Raw genomic sequence first — 26,993 nt, 5'->3', positions numbered from 1 at the left:
ACAGGCTTCAATACCGGTAGGATGCGCGGACCATGAAGATTTTTGATGCTCAAGCCACCCGCGACGCCCTGCCATTTGACCGGCTGATCCAGCAGCTGCGTGAACGCTTTATCGCCGGGTGTGAGGTGCCGCCCAGGCAAGTCCTCGAACTGCCAGCCGCGAACGGGCCCGGAGAAGGCAGCAAACTGACATCGCTGATCATGCCGGCCTGGACCACCGGTCAGTACTATGGCGTGAAAATTGTGAACATCGCGCCCGGCAATTCAGCTCTGGGCTTGCCCGGGCTGCACAGCCAGTACCTCTTGTTCGATGCCAGGACAGGCGCTCCGCTGGCGCAGCTCGATGGCGATGAAATCACCGCCCGGCGCACCGCTGCTGCCTCTGCGCTGGCTGCGTCCTATCTGGCGCGCAAGGACAGTCAGCATTTGCTGGTCGTGGGCGCTGGCAAGGTAGCCCGCCTGCTTCCCCAGGCATACGAAGCGGCTGTGCCCAGCGTGGCACGGGTGAGCATATGGAGCCGGCGGCACGAGGCCGCCAGTGCCATGGCCAGGGACTGGTCAGAGCAGGCAGGCATCAACGCGCTGGCGACTGCAGACCTGGAGAAAGCCTGTGGCGAAGCGGACATCGTCTCCTGCGCCACCATGGCTTCCTCGCCTCTGGTGCGCGGGCACTGGCTGGCCGCAGGAAGTCACCTGGACTTGATTGGTGGCTTCACGCCAGCCATGCGAGAAGCCGACGATGCATGTTTTGAACATGCCCGCGTCTTCGTAGACACAGAGGAAGCACTGCAAAAAAGCGGCGACCTTCTGAGCCCGATGTCGAGAGACATTTTCTCAGCCGACGATGTGCGCGGTACGCTCACCACGCTGTGCAAGGGGGTGGCGGTGGGTCGCCGCTCAGTGCAGGACCGCACCGTTTTCAAGTCGGTCGGGACCGCCCTGGAAGACCTGGCCGCGGCAACGCTGGTGTACGAATCCGCCACCTGATTTGCAGCCCGGCGCCCCTGCTCAGGCCGCTTTGGCGGGGTCCTCCGTCAATTTGGACAGCTGCGCTGCCAGATCCAGCAGACGCATCTTGCTGCTGTAGTAGCGATCCAGGCGCCACTCTTTGAGTATGTCCACTGCCAGCTCGAAGTTCCTGAAGTTCAGGCTGTAGAGCTTGGGCACAGCTATCTGCCCCTCGGTTTCCAGTGCCATCACCAGTTCGGACAGGGCTTTGGCGTCCGCGTCCTTCGGGTGGCTTTCGATGTATTTCCTCGCAGCTTTGATCGCGATCATGATGGATGTCAATTCTCTGTTTCAAGACGAGCAGAAGGGCAAAACGCCTCCCCACACACTTGTGGTCATGTACCTAGCATAACCAGCCAGTGTGCCTCCATTCATGACAAGCCGATGACCAAACAATGACAGGCGGCGAACTGCCGCCCGCTCAGCCGATTGCTTGTTGTCTACGTCAACTGCGAAGCGTGGTGCCGCAAGTGGTCGTCCACGAAAGTCGTGATGAAGTAATAGCCATGATCGTAGCCTTCGTGGCGACGCAGATTCAACGGTTGGCCCACTTTGCTGCAAGCCGCCTCGAAGGCATCCGGGTACAACTGCTCGGCCAGGAACTGGTCAGCCATGCCCTGGTCAATCAGAATGCCGCCAGGATACGGCGCCGCGCTTTGCTTGGCCATCAGCTCCGTGGCGTCGTGCGCCGCCCAGGCATCTTTGTTGTCCATGCCCAGATAGCCAGTGAAGGCCTTGTGTCCCCACGGGCACTGGCTGGGGGCGCAAATGGGCGCAAAAGCGGAGACGCTCTGGAAGCGACCGGGGTTGCGCAGCGCCAAGGTAAGCGCACCGTGCCCGCCCATGGAGTGGCCGGTGATTCCGAGCTTGTCGGCTTTGAGGTTGAACTCGGCCACGACGCCGGGCACCAGCTCCTTGATCAGGTAGCTCTCCATGCACCAGTGTCCCGCCCAGGGGTGCTCCGTGGCATCCAGGTAGAACCCGGCACCCACGCCAAAGTCCCAATGATGGTCTTCGCCTTCGATACCCGTATGGCGCGGGCTCGTGTCTGGCATCAGCAATGCCAAACCCAGCTCGGACGCCAGACGCTGCATGCCCGCCTTCATGGTGCCGGTTTCTTCGGTGCAGGTCAAACCTGCCAGATAGGTCAGCAACGAGACCTGCTGGCCAGCGACGGCTTGTGGCGGCAGGTACAGAGCGAACCGCATCGGCAAACCGATTTCATCGGACATGTGCTTGTAGAAGCGTTGCACGCCGTTGTAGCAGCCGTGTTCGGAGAGGAGTTCGAGACGATTGAGGTTGTTTTCTTCAGACATGAAATGGTTGTTCTTTCATTGATCGAATGAAACGAGGTTCTGAGGGAGCTTACTGCGCTCGGCATCGACTTTCCAGTTCAGCCGAGTGGGCGCAAACTTCCTTGTTGCTCTTGGAACTTTTTCTCTTTCCATCTTTCCTTTTCTCCCCCCCTATCCCCCCCGCCCCTTTCCACCCCCGCCGGGGCGATAGATAGAAGCACCCCCGCCGCGCTTTGCGCGTCCCCCTCAAGGGGGCGGCGCGATGCGGACCGGGAAACCCGGACCCGCCGCACCCTCGGATTGACCGCGCCGCCTCACTCAAGGCGACTCTCGGCAAACGTCTTTGCCGTGGGGGCCTCGCCTGCTCATGGTGCGCCCACGGCAGGCAACTGGCATTGCCGCTGCGCGGCTCGCCGGTGGACTGCGAGCGAGACACTTCGAGCCAACGAGGCTGGCACGCGCGAGGCACGCGCCCATCTGACAAGCCGCAAAGCGGCAAAGTCAGCTGGGCGCCGTGCGCGCGAAGATCAAGCCCGAGGTACCTACGACAGTCTCAGAGAAATCGCTGTACCCCAGGCCACGTCGGCGACGCCCCGAGCCGTAGAAGCCCAGCCAGAAACCAGAAGCCAAATGAGAACTCCCCCTTTCCGCCCGGCGGGGAGGAAAGGGGGTTGGGGGGATAGGGGGGAAAGAAAAGGAAGACCGATTGAAGGAGGGTTAAGTCGAGAAGTGATTCTGGATAGAAGAAAGAGCCTGTTCGCTCAAAGAACAAACAGACCCTTCCGTCGCCCCCGAAGGGGCAACCCCAACATCAAAACTCGATCACCGACCGAATCGACTCACCCTTCTTCATCAAGTCAAACCCTTCATTGATGTCCTCAAGCTTGAGCTTGTGGGTAATCAGGTCATCAATGTTGATCTTGCCGTCCATGTACCAGTCGACAATCTTGGGCACGTCGGTTCGGCCGCGTGCGCCGCCAAAAGCCGAGCCTTCCCACTTGCGGCCGGTCACCAGCTGGAATGGGCGGGTGCTGATTTCTGCACCGGCTTCGGCCACGCCAATGATGATGCTACGGCCCCACCCCTTGTGGGTGCACTCCAGTGCCTGGCGCATCACGTTCGTGTTGCCAATGCATTCAAAGCTGAAGTCCGCGCCCCCATCGGTCAGCTGAACAATCGCGTCAACAATGTTCTCGTGGTCTTTGGGGTTGAGGAAGTGGGTCATGCCGAACTTGCGGGCCATGGCCTCGCGCTCGGGGTTCAGGTCGATGCCGATGATCTTGTCGGCCCCCACCATCTTGGCGCCCTGGATCACGTTCAAGCCAATACCGCCCAGGCCGAACACCACCACATTGGCGCCGGCTTCCACCTTGGCGGTGAACACGACGGCACCGATACCGGTGGTCACGCCGCAGCCGATGTAGCAAACCTTGTCAAAAGGCGCGTCCTCGCGGATCTTGGCCAGTGCAATTTCGGGCACCACGGTGTAGTTGCTGAAGGTGCTGGTGCCCATGTAGTGAAGAATGGGCTTGCCGTCCAGACTGAAGCGGCTGGACTTGTCAGGCATCAGGCCCTGGCCCTGTGTGCCACGGATGAGCTGACACAGGTTGGTTTTGCGGCTCAGGCAGAACTTGCACTGGCGGCATTCGGGCGTATAGAGCGGAATGACGTGGTCGCCCTTCTTCAGGCTGGTCACGCCAGGGCCGACATCCACCACCACGCCAGCGCCCTCATGGCCCAGGATGGCCGGGAACAGGCCTTCAGGGTCGGCACCCGAGAGGGTGTAGTAGTCGGTGTGGCAAATGCCGGTGGCTTTGATCTCCACCAGAACTTCACCCAGTTTGGGTCCGTCCAGGTCGACGGTTTCGATGGTCAGGGGGTCCCCTGCCTTCCAGGCAACGGCTGCGCGGGTCTTCATCCAGAGTTCTCCTCATTGCGGAATTTTTGGCGGCGGCCCCTGCAGTCGTTGCATGGAAGAAGGAGCCGACGGCAGCACAACAGGTCAGTCATGTGCCCCTTGATCATAAGCCGATCGTGCTACTTGTCTGTCAACCAGCTTGCATCAATACCGCAAACGTATGGACGCGCCGGTCCAAAAGGTATTGGACGGTATGACTGGCCGATTTCTAGAATGAATTTGATCCTCTGGTAACCCCTGAGGAAGTACCGCCTTCCGCACACACTGGAACACAAGACCAAGAAAGCCATGGAGACCAAGCTGCACTTCATTGACGGCCAATTCGTGCCGTCTGCCGACGGCGCCACCTTCGAAAAGCGCTCGCCGCTCGACAACCAGCCGCTCTACAACATCGCCAAAGGTGGCAAAGCCGAGATCGAGCGCGCCACCCGGGCCGCGCGCGAGGCGCTGCGTGGCGAGTGGGGCAAGATGCCTCAGGCCAAGCGTTCCGAGATGCTGCATGCCGTGGCTGACGCCATCACCCGCCGCTTTGACGAATTCGTCGCTGCCGAGGAAGCCGATACCGGTCAGCCGCGCCACGTGATCTCCCACGCCTTTGTGCCACGCGGCGCTGCGAACTTCAAGGTGTTTGCCGACGTGGTCAAGAACGTGCCCACCGAGAGCTTCCGCATGGACACGCTGGACAGCCGTGGCGCCGTCAACTACGCTGTGCGCAAGCCCAAGGGCGTGATCGGCGTCATCAGCCCCTGGAACGCCCCCTTCCTGCTCATGACATGGAAAGTGGCGCCGGCCCTGGCCTGCGGCAACACCGTCGTGGTCAAGCCGTCGGAAGAGACGCCTGCCACCGCCATGCTGCTGGGCGAGATCATGAACGAAGTGGGCATTCCACCTGGCGTATACAACGTGGTCAACGGCTTCGGCCCCGATTCCGCTGGCGAATACCTCACCCGCGATGACAACGTCGACGCCATCACCTTCACCGGCGAAACCGGCACTGGTGCGGCCATCATGAAAGCCGCTGCCGACGGCATCCGCGACGTGTCTTTCGAGCTCGGCGGCAAGAACGCCGGCATCGTGTTTGCCGACGCCACCTTTGACGACGCCGTGGAAGGCATCTTCCGTTCGGCTTTCATGAACACCGGACAGGTCTGCCTGGGCACCGAGCGCGTTTACGTGGAGCGCCCCATCTTCGACAAGTTCGTTGAAGCGCTCAAGGCCAAGTGCGAAGCCGTGAAGTACGGCCGCCCCGGCGATGCAGGCGCCAACTACGGCCCGCTGATCAGCCAGGAGCACAAGACCAAGGTCATGTCTTACTACCAAAAGGCTGTCGAGGAAGGTGCCACTGTCGTCACCGGTGGCGGTGTACCCGAGATGGAAGCCGCACTCAAGGACGGCGCCTGGGTGCAACCCACCATCTGGACCAACCTGCCCGAGACCGCAACGGTGGTGCGCGAGGAAATTTTTGGCCCTTGCTGCCACATCCGCCCCTTCGACGAAGAAGACGAAGTGATCACGCTGGCCAACGCCAACCGCTATGGCTTGTCCACCACGGTGTGGACCAACGACCTGGCCCGCGCTCACCGCGTGGCGGACGAGATTGAGGTGGGCATCACCTGGATCAACAGCTGGTTCCTGCGTGACCTGCGCACCGCTTTTGGTGGCTCCAAGCAGTCGGGCATTGGCCGTGAAGGTGGCGTGCACTCGCTGGAGTTCTACAGCGAACTGCGCAACGTTTGCATCAAGCTCTGATTGCTCAGATTCATCAAGGGTCAGAAAAACATGCAAGCCAACACCATCAGCCAGGTCGGCGACTCGCTGTACCAGGCTTGGCGCTCGCGCAGCGTCATGCCGGCCCTGCGCGAGACCTACACGGACATCACCGTCGAAGACGCTTACGCCATCCAGAAGCGCTTCATTGACAACCGCGTGCAGGCAGGCGAGTCGATCATTGGCAAGAAGATCGGCGTGACCAGCAAACCGGTGCAGGACTTTCTGGGCGTGTTCGAGCCGGACTTCGGCCAGCTCACCTCCAGCATGCTCTGCACCGAAAAAGACGGCGTGAACCTCAACGAGCTGATCCAGCCCAAGGCCGAGGCCGAACTGGCCTTTGTGCTGGAGCGGGACCTGGAAGGCCCGGGCATCACCGCCGCCGACGTGATCCGCGCGACGGCCTACGTCAGCCCCTGCTTCGAGATCGTGGATTCGCGCATCAAGGACTGGAACATCAAGATCCAGGACACCGTGGCCGACAACGCCTCCTGCGGCGTGTTCCTCCTGGGCGAAGCGAAGGGCGACCCGCGCAAGATCGACATCACGATGGCGGGCATGGTGCTGCACAAGAACGGCGACCAGCTGGCCACCAGCATGGGCGCTGCTGTGCAGGCATCCCCCATCAATGCCGTGGTCTGGCTGGCCAACACTTTGGGCCGCCTGGGGCTGCCGTTCCGCGCCGGCGAAATCATCTTGTCGGGCTCGCAGTCTCAACTCGTGCCCGTGGTGGACGGCGATGTGCTGCGCTGCGAAGTGGGTGGTCTGGGTGTTTGCGAAACCCGTTTCCATGGAAGGAGCGCGGCATGAGCGACTCAAACGCCATCACCCTGACCCCTGCCAACATCGCCGAATTGTGCGAGCGCGTCGATCATGCCCAGCGCACCGCCACCGCCATGCCCAAGCTCACGGACGATTTTCCGTCCATGACGCTGGCCGACGGCTATGCCGTGCAGCAGGCCCTTCGCCACAAGCACCTGGCCACAGGCGCACGCCAGGCCGGCTGGAAAGCGGGCCTCACGTCCAAGGCCAAGATGGAGCAAATGGGGGTGCATGTGCCATCCATCGGTTTCCTGATGGCCGACATGAGCCGCCCCGAAGGCTCCACCGTGCGCACCGATGATCTGGTACACCCACGCGTGGAATGCGAGGTGGCCTTTGTCACCAAGGCCGATCTGTCCGGCAGCGATGTGACGCGTGAAGATGTGCTGGCTGCCACGCACTTCGTGATGCCCGCCATCGAAATCATCGACTCGCGTTTCTCCGGCTTCAAGTTCGACCTGCCCAGCGTCGTGGCAGACAACTGCTCTTCCGCCCGCTACGTGCTCGGCGGTCGCCCGCGCTACGCCGAAGACATCGACCTGAGCACGCTCGGCGTCGTCATGGAGAAGAACGGTCAGCCCATCGCCATGGGCGCATCAGCGGCCGTCATGGGCCACCCGGCGGAAGCCGTGGCCTTGCTTGTCAAGGTGCTCGACGAGCTGGGCGAGAAGCTGCCCGCCGGCAGCCTTGTGCTCAGCGGTGGCATCACCGAAGCGATTGCCGTTCAGGACGGTGACCATGTCATCGCCCGCTATCAGGAGCTGGGCACTGTCGCCGTCAACTTCGGCAACTGAGGCCGATCCACCCCATCACTGCTGAACACACCCTATGCCCATTATCGAAATGCACCTGATGACCGGCAGGCCCAGCGAGAAGAAGCGCAAGGCCATGGCCGCCGTGGCCAGGGCGGCCGCTGATGCTCTGGAATGCCCGCTGGAGACCGTGCGCATCCTCATCACCGAACACCAGCCCGACGAGTTTTCCGTCGCAGGCGTCTCCATGGCCGAGAAAAAGGAACAGGCAGTGGCTGAAGGCGCCGCTGTCGCTCAACAGGACATCATCAAATGACCACCCCCAAGAAAATCAAATGCGCGCTGATCGGTTCCGGCAACATCGGCACCGACCTCATCTACAAGATCCAACGAAGCCCCGTGCTCGAGCCCGTCTGGATGGTCGGCATCGACCCTGAATCCGAAGGTCTCAAGCGCGCCCGCGACATGGGCCTGAAGACCACCGCCGAAGGCGTCGACGGCCTGCTGCCTCACGTCAAGGAAGACGGCATCCAGATCGCGTTCGACGCCACCAGCGCCTACGTCCACGCTGAGAACAGCCGCAAGCTCAACGAGCTGGGCGTGCTGATGATCGACCTCACGCCTGCCGCCATCGGCCCCCTGTGCGTGCCTCCGGTCAATCTGCAAGCTTACGCGGACGCGCTTTCGCAGGGCCGCTCCCTAGAAAGCGCAGCCCCCTCGGGGGGCAGCGCACCTCGCGAAGCGGGGGAGCGTGGGGGCGACATGTCTCAGATGAATGTGAACATGATCTCCTGTGCTGGCCAAGCGACGATTCCAATCGTCAATGCCGTGACGCGCGTGCAAGCTGTCGGCTACGCCGAAATCGTGGCCAGCCTGGCATCCAAGTCCATTGGCCCAGGCACCCGTGCCAACCTGGACGAGTTCACCTTCACCACGTCCAACGCCATTGAGAAGGTCGGTGGCGCCCGCAAAGGCAAGGCGCTCGCCATCATCAACCCGGCCGAGCCACCCATGATCATGCGCAACACCATCCAGTGCCTGTGCGACGACGAGCCCGATCAGGACAAGATCACCGACTCCATCCTCGACATGATCGAGCAGGTGCAGAAATACGTGCCGGGCTACAAGCTGGTCAACGGCCCGCTGTTCGACGGCAAGCGCGTGGCGGTGTTCATGGAAGTTGCCGGTCTCGGCGACTACCTGCCTACCTACGCCGGCAACCTCGACATCATGACCGCGGCAGCTTGCCGCACCGCTGAAATGTTCGCCCAGGAAATCCTGGACGGCAAGATCACCCTCAAACCGACGGCCCTGGCCGCCGCCACCGCCTGAGCGGCCAGAGACCAGGAGAGACACCATGACAGTTGAACTCAAGGGACGCAAAGTCCTGCTGCACGACATGTGCCTGCGCGATGGCATGCACGCCAAGCGCGAACAGATTTCCGTTGAACAGATGGTCAAAGTGGCCACAGCCCTCGACGACACCGGCATTCCGCTCATTCAGGTCACGCACGGCGCGGGCATGGGTGGCAACTCGCTGCAGCACGGCTTTGCCATGGCCAGCAACGAGGAGTACCTGGAAGCCGTCTGCCCCAAGATGAAGCAAGCCAAGATTTCCGTGCTGCTGATTCCCGGTCTGGGTACCATGCGCGAGCTGGAGTCGGCCTACAAGTGTGGCGCCCGCAGCGTCCACGTGGCCACACACTGCACTGAGGCCGACACCTCGCCACAGCACATCGCCTTCGCGCGCAAGCTGGGCATGGACACCACCGGTTTCCTGATGATGTCGCACCTCAATGACCCCAAGGGCCTGGCCGAACAAGGCAAGCTCATGGAGAGCTACGGTGCGCAAACCGTCTACATCACCGACTCCGCCGGCTACATGCTGCCCGAGGACGTGAAGCAACGCGTGGCCGCACTGCGCGACGTGCTCAAGCCCGAAACCGAAATCGGTTTCCATGGCCACCACAACCTCGGCCTGGGCATCTGGAACTCCATCGCCGCCATCGAAGCTGGCGCCACCCGCATCGACGGCTCCGTCGCTGGCCTGGGTGCTGGAGCGGGCAACACGCCACTGGAAGCATTCCTGGCCGTGGCCGAACGCCTGGGCATCGACACCGGCGTGGACCTGTTCAAGCTGATGGACGTGGCTGAAGACGTGATCGTGCCCATGATGGACCACATGGTCCGCGTCGACCGCGACTCCCTCACCCTGGGCTTCGCCGGCGTCTACTCCACCTTCCTGCTGCACGCCAAACGCGCTGCTGACCGTTTCGGCGTGCCAGCACGCGACATCCTGGTCGAGCTGGGCCGCAAGAAAATGATCGGTGGTCAGGAAGACATGATTGAAGACACGGCCATGACCATGGCCAAGGCGCGCGGCCTGCTCAAGGACGTGACCCGCAGCGGCGGCAAAAGCACCGCAAAGGAAAAGCAAGCGGCATGAGCAACAGAGGTTCGGGCGACAAAGACATCGCCATCATCGTCGGCAGCACCGGCGCCATGGGACAGGTCATCACCCAGCGCCTGGCCGATGCTGGCCTGCAAGTGGTGGCCATTGCGCGCAGCGCCGATTCGCTCAGCGAGCTGGTCAAACAGGTACCGGGCATCCGCGCCTGCGCAGCCGACATTTCCAACGACTCGTCCATCGCCGCCATCCAGAGCGTGCTGGGCGAACTCGGCGGCAAGGTCCGCATGGTGGTTCAAGGCGCTGGCGTGGCCACGGCCGGTGGCGTGCTCGACGCCCCCACCGAAGCCATCTCGGATGCAGTGAACATCAAGGTGGGTGGTTTCCTGCGTTTGATCCGTGCGGCGGACAAGCAACTGGTCAAAGGTTCACGCCTGGTGGCCATCGGCGGCCACTATGGTTTTGAGCCCAGCGCCTACGCCGCCACCGCCGGCGTGGCCAACGCAGCCCTGGCCAACGTGGTGCGTCAGCTCTCATGGGCCTATGGCGACCGCGGCGTGACCGCCCACCTGGTGGCACCCGGCCCGGCAGACACCGAGCGCTTGCGCCGGGTCGCCACCGCACGCGGCGAGCGCGACGGCATCAGCACCGAAGCCGTGCTCGACCAGATGAAGGCTGAATCCGCTATCGGCGCCTTCACCACGGTGGAGCAAATCGCCTGGGGCATTGCCATGCTGCTGGACCCGAACGCCGACGCGCTCGCCGGCAGCACCTTGTTCATGGACGCAGGCCGCCGCAAAGGGATTCCGTAAGGCCTGGAGCAATATGAAACGTGGCGCCCTGGCGCCACGTTTGCATTGCGAACAAGAAGCAAAACAAGAACGAAGAAAACAACAACGCTGGAGACAAGCCACCATGCCCGTTCTGGAAATTCACCTGATTGAAGACCAGCAAAGTGACGCACAGGTCGAGTCACTCTTGCTGGCGGCCAGCCAGGCCTACGCCGACGTGCTGGAAAGCCCGGTCGAGCGCGTTCGCGTGTACGTGACAATGCATGCTGCTGGGCACACCGCAGTGGGCGGTAAGCTGGTCAGTCAGGGCGGACCTTCGGCCCCCTACTTCCATTTCCTGGTACTCGAAGGCCGCCCCATCGAGCAGTCGCAAAAGCTCATCACCGTCTTCACCGACCTGATCGAGAAGCATTTGGGCGCGGAACGCAAACTCATCCGCGGCGGTTGTTGGCCGATCCCCCCACACCACTGGGGGATTGCCGGCACACCGGCCAGCGCCATGCGCTCTGCCGAGATCGACGCTCGCGCACAGGCCGCCGCAGCAGCATCCGCCACGCCCCCCGTGACAAATCAGGGCGCATGATGGCCGATGGGCCGTGCATTTATGCTCGAACCATTCACCGCATGCAGAGCTTCCCCCATAGCGCAAAGTCCTGAGTCCACGTAGGCTCCGAGGCTCCGACCACACCTGATGCCATGACGCTTGAAGCCAAACCCGCCCTGCCGCCCGGCGACATCGAGCCGGCCAACGAGCTCGTCTCGAGCTTGCGCTTTGATGCCAAGGAAGGCCGCATCTGGCTCAACGACCAGCGCATGGTGTTGATCCACAACTCGGCCATGGGCGTGTTCCGCCAAGAACTGATCGAAACACTGGGCGCCGACAAGGCACGCGGTTTGATCACCCGCATGGGTTACAACTGCGGTGCGCACGATGCCGATATCGCGCACCGGTTTCAAGGCATCGAAAAAGCTGAGGAAGGCGTGTTCATCGGTCCGCAATTGCACATGCTCGAAGGCGTGGCGCGTGTGGAGGCCGTGCACCTTGAGCTGGATGTGGAAGCGGGCCACTTCCTGGGTGAATTCAACTGGCACGGATCGGCTGAAGCCGAAGCCCACACCCGCTTCTATGGTGTCGGTACCGACCCCGCCTGCTGGCAGCAAGTGGGCTATGCCAGCGGCTTCGTCAGCCGCTTCATGGGCAAGCCGGTGGTTTTTCGCGAGGTGCAGTGCTGCGCCCAGGGTGCACCGCATTGCGTCATTGTCGGCAAGCCTGCCGACGCCTGGGACGATGACGAAGAAGCCGGCGCCGACATGCTGCACCTGCGGGCAGACGCCCTGAGCAGCGGGGTGAGCGCCCGAACGGGCGATGCGGGCCCAGCAGGCACATCGCTGTTGGGCGACACGGAAGTGGTGGGCGTGAGCGCAGGCTTCAACGCGGTTTGCCACATGGTGCGCCGCGCAGCACAAACACATGCCACGGTTTTGTTCCTCGGCGAAAGCGGCGTCGGCAAAGAAGTGCTGGCGCAGGCTTTGCACCGCATCAGCCCTCGCGCTTCACAGCCTTTTGTCGCCATCAACTGCGCCGCCATTCCGGAAGACCTGATCGAGTCCGAACTCTTCGGCGTGGAAAAAGGTGGCTTCACAGGCGCCCAAAGCAGCCGTGCTGGCCGCTTCGAGCGGGCCAATGGTGGCACGCTGTTTTTGGACGAGATCGGCATTCTGGGTTGGACCGCGCAAGGCAAACTGCTGCGCGCATTGCAAGAGCGCGAGATTGAACGCGTGGGCAGCACGGCCACCACGCAAGTGGATGTGCGCGTCATTGCCGCCACCAACCTCGACCTGAAGAAAGAAGTGGAAGCCGGCCGCTTTCGCGAAGACCTTTACTTCCGGCTGAACGTGTTGCCAGTCCGGGTGCCCCCGCTGCGCGAACGCCGCGAAGACATCCCCGTCTTCATGAACCATTTCCTGCGCAAGTTCAACCAGCGCGACGGCCGTTCGGTCACCGGATTCACTGCGCGCGCCATCGACGCCATGCTGGCCTACGAATGGCCAGGCAACATCCGCGAACTGGAAAACCTGGTGGAACGCGGTGTGGTGTTGGCCAGCGACGGCGGTGCCATCGACATCACCCACTTGTTCCTGGGCGATGAGCGCCTGGACGGAGAATGGCTGGCCCTGCGTCACGATGGCAAGCTGGGCAGTTGCCATGCGGCGGAAGTGAGCGGTGATGGCCGCGATGGTGATGCTTCCGCGAGCAATGGCCAGTCAACAAACGCCACCCTCAATTCCCCACTGGGCGAGCGGGTTCAGGCCCTGCTCAATGGACAGCCTTTGAGTGACGACGACGAACAATACCAACAAGCCGCACTCTCTCTCGATCAACTCGAAGCCGAGCTCGTGCGCAGCGCCGTCCGCATGACCGACGGTAACCAGTCGGCCGCTGCCCGCCTACTGGGCATCACGCGCTCGCAACTGATTTATCGACTCAAAGGTCTGAACGGCAAGGCATGACGTCGCGCACAGGGTAAGGCGGGAAGGACTGCCCTACAGCCGTTCCACAATCGTCACGTTGGCCATGCCACCACCTTCGCACATGGTCTGGAGTCCGTAGCGGCCTCCGCGCTGTTGCAGCACATGAATCAAGGTGGTCATCAGTTTGGTGCCGGATGCCCCCAATGGATGACCCAACGCAATGGCGCCGCCATTGACATTGAGCCTTTCGGGATCTGCTCCCAGTGCCTTCAGCCAAGCCAGTGGTACCGGCGCAAACGCCTCGTTCACTTCATAAGCGTCGATATCTTCCAGCCGCATGCCCGCCTTCTTCAGCGCAGCCTGCGTGGCCGGAATCGGAGCCTCCAGCATGATCACCGGGTCGTGGCCGATCACTGAGAGGTGGTGCACTCTTACCAGCGGCGTCAGTCCAAAAGTCTTCAGTGCCTGCTCGCTCACCACCATGACGCCGGTAGCGCCGTCTGCAATCTGGCTGGCATTGGCAGCCGTGACCACGCCGCCTTCTTTCAGCAGCTTGACACTGCCAATCGACTCCAGCGTGGCATCGAAGCGGATGCCTTCGTCCACCGTGTGAAGATCCCCGCTGGTCACACCGTCGGCGCCACGGACTTCGAGCGCGAGAATTTCGTCGGCAAACCGCCCTGCTTGCGTTGCAGCGATCGCCCGCTGATGGCTTTGCAAGGCGTAGCGGTCAAGATCGTCTTTGCTCAGACCATATTTTTCCGCCATCATTTCCGCGCCGGTGAACTGGCTGAACACCACGTCAGGGTATTGCTGCGCCATGCCCGGGCTCATGTAGACCCCCATGTCCGCTTTGCGCGCCAGCTCGCTCGGCGAGAACATCGGCACACGTGACATGCTCTCCACACCGCACGCGATCACACAATCGGCGGTGCCCGACATCACAGCCTGGGCGGCAAAATGTAGCGCTTGCTGAGACGACCCGCACTGCCGGTCGATTGAACTGGCCGGCACAGATTCCGGAAGGCTGGATGCCAGCACGGCGTTGCGTGCGACGTTGAACGACTGTTCACCCACCTGGCTGACGCAGCCCATGAGCACATCGTCCACCGCAGCCGGATCGATGCCGGTTTCGTCCACCAAGGCGTCGAGTACGGCTGCGGCCATGTCCACCGGGTGCCAACCAGACAAACGGCCATTGCGCCGGCCCGCGGCCGTGCGCTTGGCCGCAACGATGAAAGCTTCTCCTGCCATGGTGTGTCTCCTTCTGAGCTTGGCCCCGCGCCCGCGCCTGCGTTCGAGCAAAGGTGCCAAACATCCATGTTACCCACACTGCGTCAGAAACGGCGACAAGTTTCGCCGACGAGCGAAGGTACGCAGCGCGAAGAGCGAGCCGTCAGGCCGAGACCGCCACAGCCCACCTCAGGCCGCAAGGCAAGTCAGGAGGCCCAAACAAAAAGTGCAACACACGCCGCAGGCCTTTGCCGGTGGATTTTGAAGACGCATGCAGCAGCAGTGGCTTCATCACCAGCACCCCGCCTTTGGGCACCGTGCACACTACGTGCCCAACGCTCCGCCGAACCACAATGGCCTCATTGGGCGATAGAACGCCCCGGGCGTGACTTCCCGGCACCACACGCAGCGGACCATCCATTTCGCCACAGTCGTCCAGGTGCAGCCGAATCGCCACCAACTGGTTCAGCACCGACACTGGTGCCTGCACAAAGTACTGCCCACCCTTGACCGACCATCCCGACAGAGCCGGGTGTTCCACCCGTTCAGCAACCGGGATGCTCAAGTCCTGGTGAACGGGCACCAACCAGTTCTGGTTAGCCGACTTCTCGAAGTAAGTGCATTGCACGGCAACGGAGGAGGCCGCCAGCGTGGGCGAAACTGCTGAATGCGCTCGCAGACTGCGCGATAGCGCTGCACACCATGGTTCCATCAACAAGTCACGGCAACCGGGTCGGGCGCCTTCTTGCCCTTGGGCGGGCAGCAATGGCAGCATGTCCTCGCATGCCTGTACCGGCAGAACAGATTCCACAAGCTTGAAACCCTGCGCAGCGAAGGACGAGAACGATGGGTCGATCATGAATCGTAGTGGTGCAAGCTTGGCGACACGGGCGCTTGCAATAGGTTGAACAAGCGATCAAGATGTGCGGCCTAGTCTATGCCCTTTCTTGAAGCCTTCACCCCCACCCAGCTCGCGACTCTGGCCTCGGCCTATTTCATTGCCGCCTTGGTCAAAGGCATCACGGGCGTGGGCTACTCGTCGACTTGCCTGCCCATTCTCACGCTGGCCTTCGGCCTGAAAGACGCATTGCCGATGGTGTTGATTCCCTCCATGGCCTCCAACGTGGTAGTGATGGCCAGTACCGGGGGCTTTGTGGACAGTGCCCGGCGATTCTGGCCCATGCTGGCTTCAGCCGCGGTCTTCGTGTTCGTTGGCTTGTGGACGTTATCGGCCATGCAGGGCGAAACCGCCGCTGCGGTCTTGGGGGTGGTGCTGGTTCTGTATGTCGGCTTTGCGCTTTCATCTTCCCGGGCACGCCTGCACTTCAGGGAAAGCCACTCTCGGCGGTTTGAGCCCTTGGTGGGTGCTGCCACCGGTTTCATCAATGGGTTGACGGGGTCCCAGGTGATGCCCGTGGTGCCCTACCTGCTCTCCATCAATGACCTGCCGCGCGAGCGATTTGTCCAGGCAAGCAACCAGTCTTTCACTTTGTCGAGCGTCATGATGTTCATCGGACTGGGCACGCACGGCATGGTGTCGGTGCCCGTGGTCGTGGCCTCCGTGCTGGGTCTGGTCTTGGTGACCCTTGGCGTTCGCATCGGGCAGCGCATCAGCCGCTTCCTGGCACCGCAGGCATTTCGCACGGCAGTGCTGCTGGTCCTGGCCACCCTCGGCCTGGGGCTGGTGGTTCGCGCCATCATCTGAGCGCCACGGGGCTCAGCAACGGCGAAGCTCCGCAGGCGTCTCGCCCACATGCTGCGCGAACAGGCGCGAGAAGCTGGGAACTTTGGTGCAGCCCACAGATTCCAGCTTACGCCAAGGGCAGATTCGTGCTCAAGGCGCGGCAAGCTTGATCATGCATCCGAACCACCTGCGCCACATCGACATGAATCGATTCCTTGCCGTAAGTGCCGAGGAAGCGGCAGGCAGCGTAGGCTTTTGCCTTCTCTTCGTATTCCTCTACCCAGGCCTTCCGACGCGCGAGCTTCTCTGTATCCGTGACCGGCCAGGTGGCGCGGCGCGGAACAATGTGGCGCTCCATACCGATTCGCCAAGGCTTCGGACTCAAACGCGCCCGGAAGCAACGCTGGTTCCGGCACATGCGCACATACAGTTCGTCTGCCCCCAGGGACGAGAAGAAACCCTGAACCTCGCCCTCGTCTGGAGCAAAGGTTCGGTGCGTCACCAGCATCCGCAAGCCCTTGGGCGTTCGGTAAGCGCGAACGCCCCATGACGGGTGGAGAGACAGAAAGGAACTGAGCTGGGTCAATGCCATGTCTTCGGGCGTGCGCCCTGCACCCCCCATCAGCCCCTTCAACACCCGGGCGAGTGGTTTGGCCGCAAAGGCAGAAACGAAGATCAAGACCAAAGCCGCCAGAGCCCCCCTGAGAGCGATGCTCACCAACACGGACAGCACGACGAGAACAGCAAACACGGCCCAAGAAAACCAGCTTGGTGGATCTTCGTTCAGGTCCACATCGGCAAACAACACGCTGGGTGTATTCAGGCAGTGGGCGCCGTAGCTGTTCCGGGTGATGACCACTTCATCGACCTCACCCTCACGGCCGAACCGGGACAACACCTCTTCCCGAATCGGCAGACCATCGGCTCCGTTGTAGGCCACCCGTCGCTCGAATCGCTCCAAGGGCTCACCCGCCAGAATTTCCTGGAACGCTTGTTCCACGCGCTGCTCCGCCATGGCTTGCGCATCGGCCTGCGACGCATTGGACCAGCCAAAACGCAGCACGGTGACCTGCGTGTCTTCCCTGCCCCCGCGCGGTTTGTGTCGGGTGGCTTCAGCCCAGAAACTGGGTACCAGCATGGTGTTCCTCCTGATTTGAATTGTTTTCTGCTCTCAGCCGTTGGTCCCCATCGCCAACGAGGGCATTCTATCGATCCATGCCAGCGACCGATTCACTCAGCCTGCGTGCTTTTTCTTCAGCCGGTACTCCACCGCTCCCCGGCGCATTTGCAACATGCGGGCCGTGGCAGAGATGTTGCCGCCGCAGCGCTTGACCGCACGGTCAAACACCCACTGCTCAATGGTGTCGAAAGACACGCCTTCGTCCAGCAAATAGTCGAGCATGTCGTCCGGCACTCGAGAAAGGCCTTTGGGCTTGGTGGCTGCAGCTTCCTTTCTTGAAGGAATAGCTGCTTTGGGCGCAGACGGCGATGTGAAGCGCGCAAGCGCGCCGTCACGGTCGACACCCATCAAGTCGCCGCTGGCCTGCTCTCCATCGGTGAACAGGTGGTGCACATCCATGGACTCTTCACCCGCACCGCTGAGAATGATGCCGCGTTCAATGATGTTTTCCAGCTCACGCACGTTGCCCGGCCAGTCGTAGTCTTCCAGTGCGCTGATCGCTTGCGGAGTGATGTCGAGGACATTGCCGTTCGCATGGAGCGCGTTGCCTGACCGTTTGCCTTGCAGGCGCTGAGCACTTTGTTCTGCGAAATGTGCGATGAGCTCGGGCAGGTCACTGCGTCGCTCACGCAGCGGCGGAATGTGCACGGGAAACACATTGAGGCGGTAGAACAAGTCCTCGCGGAACTGCCCTGCCTCCACCGCCTCGCGCAAGTCGACATTGGCAGCCGCCACAATGCGAACATCCACTGGCAAAGGCTTGGTGCCCCCCACGCGCTCCACTTCTCGCTCCTGAAGGACGCGCAGCAACTTGCTTTGTGCGGACAAGCTGAGGCTGGCTACCTCGTCCAGAAACAAGGTGCCGCCGTGCGCGCGCTCAAACCGGCCAGGCCGGGTTTTGTCTGCACCGGTGAATGCACCACGCTCCACGCCAAACAGTTCGGATTCCACCAGTTCGTTCGGGATGGCGGCGCAGTTCACGGCCACCCACGGCCCTTCGGCGCGTCCACTGAGCTGGTGGAGCACCCGGGCAAAGCGCTCTTTGCCCACGCCGCTCTCCCCTTTGAACAAGACAGTGCAATCGGTAGCGCCCACCTTCTCCACCTGGCGACACACTTGTGTCAAAGCAGCGGAGCGTCCGACCACACCGGCGGCCTCAAAACGTTTGGCCAGTGCATCGTCACGAGCATGACCGCTGGCCAACGCAGCACCCGAATGCGCTGACCAGAGTTTGCGTTCACCCCCTGACGCAGCGCCGCCTGCGCCACGTTCCAATGCATCGAGTTGCGCCCACTCACTGGCAGGCCGTCCGATGACACGGCAACAGGCATGGCCCATGCCCACGCATTCCACCTCGCGCCAAAGCACGGAAGTGTCCGACACGGCGCGGGAAAAACCATCGGCGTAGCCAGTCATCGACCAGCACACCGGCCGATCGGCCACCCCACAGTGCGCCAGATGGGCCTGCGCCTCCCAGCTCTCGCGCCACAGGTAGTCGCCCCAGAACTCGCCGCTGTCCTCGTCCGAATGCATGGCCTGCACCGGCTGGTTGAGCACAAAGCCCTCCATCTCCCGCAAACGGGGGCCAAGGACCAAGGCCGCCTCCAGAACTTTGTCGACTTTCTTCCCCACCAGATGCCGCACTCGCAGGCCGTCTTCATATCCCTGCTGATCGCCCCATCGAGAGAGCAGCGATTTGGCGGCATCCCAACCCAGCGACTCCAGCATGTCAGCGCGCAAGCGGGCAAACGAGTTGGCATGCACAAGCAGCATTCGCTGATCGAACAGCTGGATATGACCTTGGTCTGGCGAGAAGTGCAAATGCGAGGCCAGGCTGTCGGTGAGTGCCCGGATGTCGGCGGCTTGGCTCATGCGTGTTTGTCTCCGTTCAGGTGCCCAAAAATGGAAATGCGCCAGGCCATGCCGGTTTCCGCAAATGCGGAAACCCCTGCCGGACATCTCTTCCGCAAATCATGAAACGGATCTTTGACGCGGACCATCCCGACTTTCGAGCATGTCTGGAAATCCACAGTGCTGACGCCCACTTGCACGCGTGTGCAATGCAACACAAACCACCGGTCACGCCATGGCACACCGGTTGCAAAGAGAAGCAGGTCCGGTGAGCACTGATTGAACACCGGCCAGCCACAACACACAGGAGACAAGAGAAATGACGAAGAACCCCACCACTGGCGCACAGCCCATTACCTTTCACCCCAGTGGCAACGCTGTCGGCAAACCAGGCACCCCCTACCTGACGAACTGCTGGTATGCGGCAGCCCTCTCACGCGAAGTGCAAGGCGAAGACATGCTGGCGCGACAGCTGCTGGACACCTCCGTGCTGCTCTACCGCAAAGCCGACGGCGAACCCGTGGCCCTGCACGACCGGTGCCCTCATCGCTTCGTGCCGTTGAGCAAAGGCAAGCGCGATGGCGACGACGTGGTTTGCGCCTACCACGCCTTGCGCTTCGACTGCACCGGCCAATGCACGCACAACCCTCACGGCAAGCAAGTGATTCCGGCTGCAGCCAAAGTACGGAGCTTCCCCCTTCTGGAAAAGTGGGGCTTCATCTGGATCTGGATGGGCAACGAACCCGCAGACGCGTCCAAGCTGCCAGACTTTGGCGAGCTGGACAACGGCCCGGCCAGCGGTATCGGTCACACCTACATGCCCATGAAGGCCAACTTCGAGCTCATCATCGACAACGTGATGGATCTGTCTCACGTCGATCATGTCCACGGCGAGATCATCTCCACCCGCGGCCAGCTCACGCCACAAATTCCGCCCGTCAAGGAAGAGAACAAAACCGTGAACGTGCGCTGGGAATGGGCGCAGACGCCGCCCATGGGCATCTTCGCGCCCTTCATGCAAAAGCCGGAAGAATCGGCGCGCCACTTTGTGAGCGTGACCTGGTACGCCCCGGCCACCATCCAGCTGACCATTGGCGCGACCCAGGACGACAGTGCAGGCCTGACCCTCGACCAGACCGTGGGCCAGTACGACCTGCACACCTGCACCCCGGCCAATGCCAACGAGACCCACTACTGGTTTGCCACCCGCCGCAACCACAACGTGGACGACGAAGGCTTCAACCAGTTCAAGATTGACGCCATGCACAACGCTTTCGTTGATGAGGACGGCCCCATCATCGAAGCCGTGCAGCGCGAGATGAACACCAGCGATTTCTTCTCGCTCAACCCCGTGCTCATCACCAGTGATGCGGCGCCCGTGCGCGTGCGCAGGCTGCTCAAGCAGATGATCGAGAAGGAAGCAGAAAAGCTCGCTTCAGGAGGCTGAACGGTCTCGGGGCCTTCCAGCCCAAGGCCGACTGATAAATGCTGCATCGCAAAGCCTGGCTGCAGCATTTTCAACACCATGCGCACCTTTGCCCGGCAGGGGTGCGCATTTTTCCACATGGCACTGCCGCCATTCGCCATGCCATGGGTCCCCAGCCCGAGAAGAACAGCATCCAGGTGTTCAAAGCGTCGGGGTTTTCCCTCGAAAACGCAGACATGGCACGCCCCTCGCAATTCATCCAGCGAGGCCGCCGCATTGCAGAAGTTTCAACAACGACAGGCGGCCCACTGGAGACAACGCTGTGACCGTGCATGAATTGCCAGGCGCCAAGCCCGATCCCGACCAGGTGTATTGGGTGCGCGTCACCCACCGTCGACCCGACGGTTTTGTTGAGTTCGACTTTGCCATCGGTGACCCCGAGCTGTCGGTCGACCTCATCCTGCCCACGCCTGCTTTCGTTGAGTTCTGCCGCACGTACGGCGTTCGGCACCTGAGCGAAGAGCAAGGCCGCGCGCTCGACTATGAGCAAGCGAAATGGCGCTACGGGCAGCCCGGCATCGTCGAGTAGACCCGACCCAGCACCACACAGCGCAACCCCCGGTTCCCCACAAAACACCCCCGTTTCACAACAGAGGAGACACGCCACCATGACGGTCGATATTCGTGTGCAGAGCGTCAAGCCCGTGCGCAACACATTCCAGCACATCGCTGAGCGCTTTGGCGACAAGCCCGCCTCCCGCTACCAGGAGGGCACCTACCACCTCCAGGCCGAGGTGAACTACCACTACAAGCCGCTGTGGGATCCGGACGGCGACCTGTATGACCAGAGCCGCACTGCCATCAAGATGAAGGACTGGTACGCTGCCAAGGATCCGCGCCAGTACTACTACGGCAGCTACACCATCGCCCGCGCCAAGCAGCAGGAAGCCGCTGACCGCCAGATGGAAATGGCCGACAAACGCGGCCTGCTGGCCGACCTCCCTCAGGAAGACCGCGAGCTGCTGGTTCGCCTGCTGCTGCCCATGCGCCACTATGAGTGGGGCGGCAACACCAACATGAGCATGGTCGCTGCCTACGGGTGGGGCACCGCCGTGACCCAGGCCGCGGCCATGGGCATGATGGACCGCCTGGGCATGGCCCAGCACTTCTCACGCATCGGCCTCATGCTCGACGGCAACACCGGCGCCTCGCTGGTTCAGGCCAAGAAGCACTGGGTGGAAGACGAGGTGTGGCAGCCGCTGCGCCGTGAAACCGAGAACAGCTTTGTCGTGCGCGACTGGTTCGAGACGCTGGTGGCACAAGCCCTGGTCGCCGACAGCCTGGTCTACCCACTGCTGCTCGACCTGTTCGAGAAGCACTACGCCAAGCGCCAGGGCCACGCACTGGCCACCGTACTGGACTTCCCGCTGCGCTGGAACGAAGAGTTCACCCGCTGGGTCGATGCCGTCATCAAGACATGCGCTGCAGAGAGCGAAGAAAACCGGGCTCAGATCGAAGCCTGGGCCAACAAGTGGATCGCAGCATATAGCGAAGCGCTCAAACCACTGGCCACGCTGGCCATGGGCGAGGCCGACGGCGCTGCGGCGCTGGAGCAGGTCAAGGCCGCGCTGCAGCAACGCCTGGTCAAGGCCAAGGTCGTCAAGGCCTGAGCCCATCCCACGCATTCGCCACCCGCGACACACAAGACATCGATACGGAGTTCATTCATGAGCCAGACCACCGCAACCGACGTGAAACGTCAACCGGTCTTCATCGCCTTCCAGGCCAACAACGACACCCGCCCCATCATCGACGCCATCCAGGCTGACAACCCTGAGGCAGAAGTCGACGAGATGCCCGGCATGGTCAAAATCAACGCCCCCGGCCGTTTGGTCGTCAAGCGCGAAACCATTGAAGAAGAAGTGGGCCGCGAGTTCGACATGCGCGAACTGCACATCAACCTGATCTCGCTTTCAGGTGAAGTGGACGAAGGCCTCGACGAATTCATTCTGGAGTGGAAGACCGCCTGAGCGCTTCCTCCAACGAAACCCATACGGAGACATTCACTATGAACGCCCCAACCAATGCCGCCAACCTGGCGCCTGCTGCCAAGAAGCTCAGCCTCAAGGAAAACTACGCGATGCTCACGCGTGACCTGGGCTGGGAGCCAAGCTACCAGTCGTCCGAGGACATCTTCCGCAACGTCAATTTCGAAGGCATCAAAATCCACGACTGGGACAAGTGGGAAGACCCCTTCCGCCTGACCATGGACGCGTACTGGAAATACCAGGGTGAAAAAGAGCGCAAGCTCTACGCCATCCTCGACGCCTTCCAGCAGAACAACGCGCAATTCAACGTCACCGACGTGCGCTACATCCAGGCGCTCAAGCTGTTCATCAACGCCGTCGTCGGCATGGAGTACGCCTCACACCGCGGCTTCAACATCATTGGCCGCGAGTTTCCGGGCACCGCCGCGCGCATCGCCGCGCAAATGCAGGCGATTGACGAGCTGCGCCACGCCCAGACGCAGACCCACGCTCTCTCGCACTACAACAAGTACTTCACCGGGATGAGCAACTTCCCGTACCAGTACGACCGCACCTGGTACCTGTCCATCCCCAAGTCCTTCTTCGAAGACGCCGTCTCTGCCGGCCCATTCGAGTTTGTCGTGGGCATCTGCTTCGCCTTCGAATACGTGCTGACCAACCTGGTGTTCATGCCATGGATGTCCGGCGCGGCCTACAACGGCGACATGGGCACCGTGAGCTTCGGCTTCTCCGCACAGAGTGACGAAGCTCGCCACATGACACTGGGCATCGAGGTGATCAAGTTCCTGCTGGAGCAAGACCCTGCCAACGTGCCCATCGTTCAAGGCTGGATCGACAAGTGGTTCTGGCGCGGCTACCGCCTGCTGTCGCTGGTGGCGGCCATGATGGACTACATGCTGCCCAAGCGCGTGATGAGCTGGGCCGAAGCCTGGGAGATCTACTACGAGCAAAACGGCGGCGCCCTCTTTGCCGATCTGGCGCGTTACGGCATCCGCCCACCCAAGCACGCCGACGTCACCGTCAAGGAAAAGCACCACGTTGGTCACCAGCTGTGGAGCACCTTCTACCAGTTCCGTCATGCCGCCGGTTTCCCCGTGTGGCTGCCGAAGGAAGAAGAGATGGAATGGCTCTCTGCCAAGTACCCCGAGACCTTCGACACGTACTACCGTCCCCGCTTCGAGATGTGGGCCGAGATGGAGAAGAACGGCACGCCGTTTGCCAACCCCACCCTGCCGCAACTGTGCCAGACCTGCCAGTGGCCGCTGCTCTTCACTGAAGCCGACGACCCGACGCAGATTTGCCACCGCGAATCCGACTACCTGGGCAACAAGTTCCACTTCTGCTCGGACGGCTGCAAGGACATCTTCGACAAAGAGCCAGAAAAGTACGTGCACGCCCACTTGCCGGTGCACCAGATCTACCAGGGCAGCTACTTCCTGCCGGACGTGAACCCGACCTCGCCAGACTTCAACCCGTTGGTGGAAGCACTGCGCTACATGGGCATCACCTTCGGCGTGGACGGTGGCGACTTCGACACCCACACCGACGCCAAGAACTGGACCGAATGGACCAAGAGACCCGCCAACTTCAACGCCCAGCCAGCGCCTGCCGCTGCCGCTGACGAAGAAGCCAAGCGCGCCTGACCCCGTTCAGTTCACGACTTGAAGTCAAAAGGAAAACACACATGAGCACACAAGCGATTCGCCCTGGCTACCACGGCGACATGAAAGACACGCAGGACAAGTTCAACGGCAACCAGATCATCAACATCAGCTGGGACAAGCACTTGATGTATGCCACGCCGATGTGCATTCCTGTGCCTATTGCCATGCCGTTTGGCGCACTGGTGGAGCAAGTGCTGCCAGGCCTGTTCGGGCAGCACCCGCAGTTCGGCCAGATCGACTGGACCCAGACCAAATGGTTGCGCTCGGACGAGCCGTTCGAGCCTGCCATGGACAAAAGCCTGGAAGAAAACGGCCTGGGCCACAAAGCCTTCATCCGTTTCCAGACGCCTGACCAACCCGGCCTGGCCGGCGCAGGCATCTGAAGCCAACCCCTCAGCCAGCTCATTGAGCTGAGCTGATCTTCAGCGGCGGCGGTCTCAGCCGGGCCCGTCGCCGCTTTTCGTTTCAAGTCAGAAGAACAAGAATCCAGAGAAGAAGCCGCAGCACAAGACCGACAACAACGACCAGAGCGGCCATCGAACCTCACTTTCTCATTCCAGATTTTTCGCACGCCATGAGCTACACCCTCACCATCGAACCCATCGCCCAAACCCTTGAAGTCGAAGACGACCAGACCATTCTGGATGCCTGCCTGCGCGCCGGCATCTGGCTGCCACACGCGTGCTGCCATGGTTTGTGTGCCACCTGCAAGGTGCGGGTGACCGATGGCGAGATCGAGCACGGCGATGCCTCCCCCTTCGCGCTGATGGACTTCGAGCGCGAAGAAGGCAAGACGCTGGCGTGTTGCGCCACCTTGCAAAGCGATGTCACCATCGAGGCCGACATCGATGACGAACCGGACGCCATCGTCATCCCCGTGAGCGACTTCAAGGCCGAGGTCATCAGCATCGATGAAGTTTCACCCACGGTCAAAATCTTCCGCCTCAAGCTCGACCGCGCCATGACCTTCCAGGCCGGCCAGTATGTGAACGTCGAGATTCCCTCTCTGGGCGAACGCCGCGCATTCTCCATTGCCAACCCGCCGTCACGCCCCGACGAAGTCGAGTTGCAGATCCGCATGGTGCCCGGTGGCGCCGGCACCACCTACCTGCACCAGCAACTGGCAGTGGGTGACACGCTGGACCTTGCGGGCCCCTATGGCCGCTTCTTTGTCCGCAAATCGGCGCATCAGAACAACGGCGGGTTACCCATGATCTTCATGGCGGGCGGATCGGGCTTGTCCAGCCCCCTCGCCATGATCGAGGACCTGCTGGGTGAAGGCTGCACCTTGCCCATCACACTCGTCTACGGCCAGCGCAATCAGGCCGAGCTGTACTGTCACGACCGGCTGACCGAGCTGGCAACCCAGCACCCGAACCTGCGCTATGTGCCTGCGCTGTCAAACGAGCCCGAAGGCAGCGGCTGGAGCGGCGCGCGCGGCTTCGTGCACGACGTGGCCAAGGAACTGTTCGACAACGACTTCAGTGGCCACAAAGCCTATTTGTGTGGGCCGCCCGCCATGATCGACGCCTGCTTGTCGACCCTGATGCAAGGGCGCTTGTTCGAGCGCGACATCTACACCGAGAAGTTCCTCTCGGCTGCTGATGCGCAACGCACCCGAAGCCCTTTGTTCCGCTCGGTGTGACGCGACTGCTGCCTCAGCGCTCAGGGCACCTGGCCCTGGAGACAAGCCACTCAGGCGCTGGGTGGCTGTTTGGCAGCATGCCGCGCGCGGTACTCGCGCACCACTTCCAGAAACGAGTGCAGCAGCGGCGAACGATCGGAAGCGCGGTAGAAGCAGCTCAGATCCACGCCCGTGCCGTCGGCCAGCGGGCGGTAGGTGGTGCCCTCAATGGCCACCGTCTTCGCCGCCGACGCCGGTATCAAGGTGATGCCAAAGCCGCGCGCCACCAGCACCGCACCGGTGATGGCATCGCCCACTTCCTGGCTCACCTGCGCCTCGAAGCCGTGCTTGTTGCACATCTCGATGACGCGGTCTGCAAAGTTGGGGCGCCCCACATTCGGGAACAACACCAGGGGCTCGCCCGCCAGCGCCTTGACCGGCACCGATTCCAGGCGCGTCAGGCGGTGATGCTTGGGCAGCACCACAAACAAGGGCTCGGTCACCACCAGCTCGCGCCCGATGTCTGGCGCGGGCTGCAAGATGCGGTTGAAGGCCACCGTGATACGGCGCTGACGCAAGGCTTCGAGCTGCTCGCTCTTGTTCATGGTGTGCAGCACCACGCTCACACCCGGCAGACGCTCCCGGAACGTCTGCAACAGGCTCGGGATCACTTCATAGACGGCCGATCCGAATATCCCCACATCCAGCCGGCCCAGCTTGCCTTCGCCTGCACGCTGCACACGGTCGACCGCCGCCTCGACCAGCATGCGGATGTTGTTGGAGTCTTCGCGAAACATCTCGCCGGCTTGCGTCAGTTCCACGCCGCGAGCGGAGCGGTGAAACAGCTTTACACCCAGCTCTTCTTCCAGCGCCTTGATGTTGCGCGTGAGTGGCGGCTGGGAAATGTGCAGGCGCTCGGCAGCTCGCGAGATGTTGAGCTCCTCGGCGACTGCCAGAAAATATTTGAGTTGACGCAAGTCCATGCTTGTTGCAGCCCCGGGCGTACCGCCCAAAGCCATGTATGCGGGTTGATTCAATGCCCCTGCAGTGGC

27 protein-coding genes are annotated in these 26,993 nt (G+C 61.9%); 19 read left to right on the top strand and 8 right to left on the bottom strand.

Annotated elements, in window-relative coordinates; genetic code table 11:
• Window positions 1-32 precede the first annotated feature (32 nt).
• A complete protein-coding gene (lhpI, locus tag ABWV89_RS13705; protein WP_353397771.1) occupies window positions 33-986 on the top strand; it encodes a bifunctional Delta(1)-pyrroline-2-carboxylate/Delta(1)-piperideine-2-carboxylate reductase in 954 nt (317 codons plus the stop codon).
• A 21-nt stretch (window positions 987-1,007) separates the two neighbouring features.
• On the opposite strand, the gene ABWV89_RS13700 is transcribed toward lhpI, so the two are convergent.
• The 3 genes from ABWV89_RS13700 to ABWV89_RS13690 form a co-directional block, all read right to left on the bottom strand.
• A complete protein-coding gene (locus ABWV89_RS13700) occupies window positions 1,008-1,277 on the bottom strand; it encodes a hypothetical protein (RefSeq protein WP_353397768.1) in 270 nt (89 codons plus the stop codon).
• 170 nt (window positions 1,278-1,447) lie between these two features.
• Window positions 1,448-2,323: an S-formylglutathione hydrolase gene (gene fghA / locus ABWV89_RS13695; protein ID WP_353397766.1), complete on the bottom strand. Its 876-nt coding sequence runs from the start codon at window positions 2,321-2,323 to the stop codon at window positions 1,448-1,450.
• A 790-nt stretch (window positions 2,324-3,113) separates the two neighbouring features.
• Window positions 3,114-4,220 carry an S-(hydroxymethyl)glutathione dehydrogenase/class III alcohol dehydrogenase gene (locus tag ABWV89_RS13690; RefSeq protein WP_353397763.1) on the bottom strand — a complete coding sequence of 369 codons (1,107 nt, stop codon included), beginning with the start codon at window positions 4,218-4,220 and terminating at the stop codon, window positions 3,114-3,116.
• Window positions 4,221-4,508: 288 nt separating this feature from the next.
• Between ABWV89_RS13690 and ABWV89_RS13685 the strand changes: the two genes are divergently transcribed.
• The 9 genes from ABWV89_RS13685 (at window position 4,509) to ABWV89_RS13645 (ending at window position 13,270) form a co-directional block, all read left to right on the top strand.
• On the top strand, window positions 4,509-5,969 hold the full coding sequence (locus ABWV89_RS13685; RefSeq protein ID WP_353397760.1) for a 2-hydroxymuconic semialdehyde dehydrogenase: 1,461 nt from the start codon (window positions 4,509-4,511) through the stop codon (window positions 5,967-5,969).
• A 30-nt stretch (window positions 5,970-5,999) separates the two neighbouring features.
• Window positions 6,000-6,797 carry a fumarylacetoacetate hydrolase family protein gene (locus ABWV89_RS13680; RefSeq protein WP_353397757.1) on the top strand — a complete coding sequence of 266 codons (798 nt, stop codon included), beginning with the start codon at window positions 6,000-6,002 and terminating at the stop codon, window positions 6,795-6,797.
• Entirely contained in the window at window positions 6,794-7,603 is an 810-nt protein-coding gene (dmpH, locus tag ABWV89_RS13675; protein ID WP_353397755.1) for a 2-oxo-3-hexenedioate decarboxylase, read from the top strand. The genes ABWV89_RS13680 and dmpH overlap by 4 nt, the downstream gene beginning before the upstream one ends.
• Window positions 7,604-7,637: 34 nt before the next feature.
• Window positions 7,638-7,877, top strand: coding sequence for a tautomerase family protein (locus ABWV89_RS13670; RefSeq protein ID WP_353397752.1), 240 nt, complete (start codon window positions 7,638-7,640; stop codon window positions 7,875-7,877).
• Window positions 7,874-8,893, top strand: a complete 1,020-nt coding sequence (locus tag ABWV89_RS13665) for an acetaldehyde dehydrogenase (acetylating) (RefSeq protein WP_353397751.1) — start codon at window positions 7,874-7,876, stop codon at window positions 8,891-8,893. The genes ABWV89_RS13670 and ABWV89_RS13665 overlap by 4 nt, the downstream gene beginning before the upstream one ends.
• A 25-nt stretch (window positions 8,894-8,918) precedes the next feature.
• On the top strand, window positions 8,919-10,007 hold the full coding sequence (gene dmpG, locus ABWV89_RS13660; protein ID WP_353397748.1) for a 4-hydroxy-2-oxovalerate aldolase: 1,089 nt from the start codon (window positions 8,919-8,921) through the stop codon (window positions 10,005-10,007).
• On the top strand, window positions 10,004-10,780 hold the full coding sequence (locus tag ABWV89_RS13655; protein ID WP_353397746.1) for an SDR family oxidoreductase: 777 nt from the start codon (window positions 10,004-10,006) through the stop codon (window positions 10,778-10,780). Before dmpG ends, ABWV89_RS13655 begins: the two co-directional genes overlap by 4 nt.
• Window positions 10,781-10,883: 103 nt before the next feature.
• Window positions 10,884-11,342, top strand: coding sequence for a tautomerase family protein (locus ABWV89_RS13650; protein WP_353397744.1), 459 nt, complete (start codon window positions 10,884-10,886; stop codon window positions 11,340-11,342).
• A gap of 113 nt (window positions 11,343-11,455) precedes the next feature.
• Window positions 11,456-13,270 carry a sigma 54-interacting transcriptional regulator gene (locus ABWV89_RS13645; protein ID WP_353397741.1) on the top strand — a complete coding sequence of 605 codons (1,815 nt, stop codon included), beginning with the start codon at window positions 11,456-11,458 and terminating at the stop codon, window positions 13,268-13,270.
• Window positions 13,271-13,303: 33 nt separating this feature from the next.
• On the opposite strand, the gene ABWV89_RS13640 is transcribed toward ABWV89_RS13645, so the two are convergent.
• Window positions 13,304-14,485, bottom strand: a complete 1,182-nt coding sequence (locus ABWV89_RS13640) for an acetyl-CoA C-acetyltransferase (protein WP_353397738.1) — start codon at window positions 14,483-14,485, stop codon at window positions 13,304-13,306.
• A 142-nt stretch (window positions 14,486-14,627) separates the two neighbouring features.
• A complete protein-coding gene (locus tag ABWV89_RS13635; protein ID WP_353397735.1) occupies window positions 14,628-15,323 on the bottom strand; it encodes a phytanoyl-CoA dioxygenase family protein in 696 nt (231 codons plus the stop codon).
• Window positions 15,324-15,401: 78 nt separating this feature from the next.
• Here ABWV89_RS13635 and ABWV89_RS13630 point away from each other — a divergent pair, with 78 nt between their 5' ends.
• Window positions 15,402-16,169, top strand: coding sequence for a sulfite exporter TauE/SafE family protein (locus tag ABWV89_RS13630; protein ID WP_353397733.1), 768 nt, complete (start codon window positions 15,402-15,404; stop codon window positions 16,167-16,169).
• A 106-nt stretch (window positions 16,170-16,275) separates the two neighbouring features.
• Here the strand turns inward: ABWV89_RS13630 and ABWV89_RS13625 are convergent, their stop codons facing one another.
• Entirely contained in the window at window positions 16,276-17,286 is a 1,011-nt protein-coding gene (locus tag ABWV89_RS13625; RefSeq protein ID WP_353397730.1) for a hypothetical protein, read from the bottom strand.
• Between the two features lie 96 nt (window positions 17,287-17,382).
• On the bottom strand, window positions 17,383-19,200 hold the full coding sequence (locus tag ABWV89_RS13620; protein WP_353397727.1) for a sigma 54-interacting transcriptional regulator: 1,818 nt from the start codon (window positions 19,198-19,200) through the stop codon (window positions 17,383-17,385).
• Window positions 19,201-19,498: 298 nt separating this feature from the next.
• On the opposite strand from ABWV89_RS13620, the gene ABWV89_RS13615 reads away from it, so the two are divergent.
• The 8 genes from ABWV89_RS13615 (at window position 19,499) to ABWV89_RS13580 (ending at window position 25,962) form a co-directional block, all read left to right on the top strand.
• Entirely contained in the window at window positions 19,499-20,626 is a 1,128-nt protein-coding gene (locus ABWV89_RS13615; protein WP_353397724.1) for a Rieske 2Fe-2S domain-containing protein, read from the top strand.
• Between the two features lie 38 nt (window positions 20,627-20,664).
• The gene (locus ABWV89_RS13610) at window positions 20,665-20,931 is read left to right on the top strand and encodes a hypothetical protein (RefSeq protein ID WP_353397721.1); all 267 of its coding nucleotides are present in this window, start codon (window positions 20,665-20,667) and stop codon (window positions 20,929-20,931) included.
• The gene (locus ABWV89_RS13605; protein WP_353397718.1) at window positions 20,928-21,194 is read left to right on the top strand and encodes a phenol hydroxylase subunit; all 267 of its coding nucleotides are present in this window, start codon (window positions 20,928-20,930) and stop codon (window positions 21,192-21,194) included. Before ABWV89_RS13610 ends, ABWV89_RS13605 begins: the two co-directional genes overlap by 4 nt.
• 79 nt (window positions 21,195-21,273) lie before the next feature.
• Window positions 21,274-22,275 carry an aromatic/alkene monooxygenase hydroxylase subunit beta gene (locus ABWV89_RS13600; RefSeq protein WP_353397715.1) on the top strand — a complete coding sequence of 334 codons (1,002 nt, stop codon included), beginning with the start codon at window positions 21,274-21,276 and terminating at the stop codon, window positions 22,273-22,275.
• 57 nt (window positions 22,276-22,332) lie between these two features.
• Window positions 22,333-22,635, top strand: a complete 303-nt coding sequence (locus ABWV89_RS13595; RefSeq protein WP_353397712.1) for an MmoB/DmpM family protein — start codon at window positions 22,333-22,335, stop codon at window positions 22,633-22,635.
• A 38-nt stretch (window positions 22,636-22,673) separates the two neighbouring features.
• Entirely contained in the window at window positions 22,674-24,296 is a 1,623-nt protein-coding gene (locus tag ABWV89_RS13590; RefSeq protein ID WP_353397709.1) for a YHS domain-containing protein, read from the top strand.
• Window positions 24,297-24,337: 41 nt separating this feature from the next.
• Window positions 24,338-24,700: a phenol hydroxylase subunit P4 gene (locus tag ABWV89_RS13585; protein WP_353397706.1), complete on the top strand. Its 363-nt coding sequence runs from the start codon at window positions 24,338-24,340 to the stop codon at window positions 24,698-24,700.
• A gap of 191 nt (window positions 24,701-24,891) precedes the next feature.
• Window positions 24,892-25,962 (top strand): NADH:ubiquinone reductase (Na(+)-transporting) subunit F, encoded by a 1,071-nt coding sequence (locus tag ABWV89_RS13580; RefSeq protein WP_353397703.1) that lies wholly within the window; start codon window positions 24,892-24,894, stop codon window positions 25,960-25,962.
• A gap of 50 nt (window positions 25,963-26,012) precedes the next feature.
• Here ABWV89_RS13580 and ABWV89_RS13575 read toward each other — a convergent pair whose 3' ends face one another.
• Window positions 26,013-26,924 (bottom strand): LysR family transcriptional regulator, encoded by a 912-nt coding sequence (locus tag ABWV89_RS13575; RefSeq protein ID WP_353397700.1) that lies wholly within the window; start codon window positions 26,922-26,924, stop codon window positions 26,013-26,015.
• Between the last annotated feature and the right edge of the window lie 69 nt (window positions 26,925-26,993).

The organism is Hydrogenophaga sp. 5NK40-0174 (assembly GCF_040372165.1).
Classification (GTDB): Bacteria; Pseudomonadota; Gammaproteobacteria; order Burkholderiales; family Burkholderiaceae_C; genus Hydrogenophaga.
Note: the sequence above shows the minus strand (reverse complement) of the source record. Positions and strands in the feature narration are given on the sequence as shown.

Coding starts and splice junctions, on each gene's coding strand:
- fghA (WP_353397766.1), bottom strand. CDS start 2,323: ATGTCTGAAGAAAACAACCTCAATCGTCTCGAACTCCTCTCCGAACAC.
- ABWV89_RS13680 (WP_353397757.1), top strand. CDS start 6,000: ATGCAAGCCAACACCATCAGCCAGGTCGGCGACTCGCTGTACCAGGCT.
- ABWV89_RS13610 (WP_353397721.1), top strand. CDS start 20,665: ATGCTGCATCGCAAAGCCTGGCTGCAGCATTTTCAACACCATGCGCAC.
- ABWV89_RS13635 (WP_353397735.1), bottom strand. CDS start 15,323: ATGATCGACCCATCGTTCTCGTCCTTCGCTGCGCAGGGTTTCAAGCTT.
- dmpG (WP_353397748.1), top strand. CDS start 8,919: ATGACAGTTGAACTCAAGGGACGCAAAGTCCTGCTGCACGACATGTGC.
- ABWV89_RS13665 (WP_353397751.1), top strand. CDS start 7,874: ATGACCACCCCCAAGAAAATCAAATGCGCGCTGATCGGTTCCGGCAAC.
- lhpI (WP_353397771.1), top strand. CDS start 33: ATGAAGATTTTTGATGCTCAAGCCACCCGCGACGCCCTGCCATTTGAC.
- ABWV89_RS13615 (WP_353397724.1), top strand. CDS start 19,499: ATGACGAAGAACCCCACCACTGGCGCACAGCCCATTACCTTTCACCCC.
- ABWV89_RS13580 (WP_353397703.1), top strand. CDS start 24,892: ATGAGCTACACCCTCACCATCGAACCCATCGCCCAAACCCTTGAAGTC.
- ABWV89_RS13655 (WP_353397746.1), top strand. CDS start 10,004: ATGAGCAACAGAGGTTCGGGCGACAAAGACATCGCCATCATCGTCGGC.
- ABWV89_RS13620 (WP_353397727.1), bottom strand. CDS start 19,200: ATGAGCCAAGCCGCCGACATCCGGGCACTCACCGACAGCCTGGCCTCG.
- dmpH (WP_353397755.1), top strand. CDS start 6,794: ATGAGCGACTCAAACGCCATCACCCTGACCCCTGCCAACATCGCCGAA.
- ABWV89_RS13685 (WP_353397760.1), top strand. CDS start 4,509: ATGGAGACCAAGCTGCACTTCATTGACGGCCAATTCGTGCCGTCTGCC.
- ABWV89_RS13630 (WP_353397733.1), top strand. CDS start 15,402: ATGCCCTTTCTTGAAGCCTTCACCCCCACCCAGCTCGCGACTCTGGCC.
- ABWV89_RS13575 (WP_353397700.1), bottom strand. CDS start 26,924: ATGGACTTGCGTCAACTCAAATATTTTCTGGCAGTCGCCGAGGAGCTC.
- ABWV89_RS13590 (WP_353397709.1), top strand. CDS start 22,674: ATGAACGCCCCAACCAATGCCGCCAACCTGGCGCCTGCTGCCAAGAAG.
- ABWV89_RS13625 (WP_353397730.1), bottom strand. CDS start 17,286: ATGCTGGTACCCAGTTTCTGGGCTGAAGCCACCCGACACAAACCGCGC.
- ABWV89_RS13595 (WP_353397712.1), top strand. CDS start 22,333: ATGAGCCAGACCACCGCAACCGACGTGAAACGTCAACCGGTCTTCATC.
- ABWV89_RS13645 (WP_353397741.1), top strand. CDS start 11,456: ATGACGCTTGAAGCCAAACCCGCCCTGCCGCCCGGCGACATCGAGCCG.
- ABWV89_RS13700 (WP_353397768.1), bottom strand. CDS start 1,277: ATGATCGCGATCAAAGCTGCGAGGAAATACATCGAAAGCCACCCGAAG.
- ABWV89_RS13640 (WP_353397738.1), bottom strand. CDS start 14,485: ATGGCAGGAGAAGCTTTCATCGTTGCGGCCAAGCGCACGGCCGCGGGC.
- ABWV89_RS13585 (WP_353397706.1), top strand. CDS start 24,338: ATGAGCACACAAGCGATTCGCCCTGGCTACCACGGCGACATGAAAGAC.
- ABWV89_RS13600 (WP_353397715.1), top strand. CDS start 21,274: ATGACGGTCGATATTCGTGTGCAGAGCGTCAAGCCCGTGCGCAACACA.
- ABWV89_RS13650 (WP_353397744.1), top strand. CDS start 10,884: ATGCCCGTTCTGGAAATTCACCTGATTGAAGACCAGCAAAGTGACGCA.
- ABWV89_RS13670 (WP_353397752.1), top strand. CDS start 7,638: ATGCCCATTATCGAAATGCACCTGATGACCGGCAGGCCCAGCGAGAAG.
- ABWV89_RS13690 (WP_353397763.1), bottom strand. CDS start 4,220: ATGAAGACCCGCGCAGCCGTTGCCTGGAAGGCAGGGGACCCCCTGACC.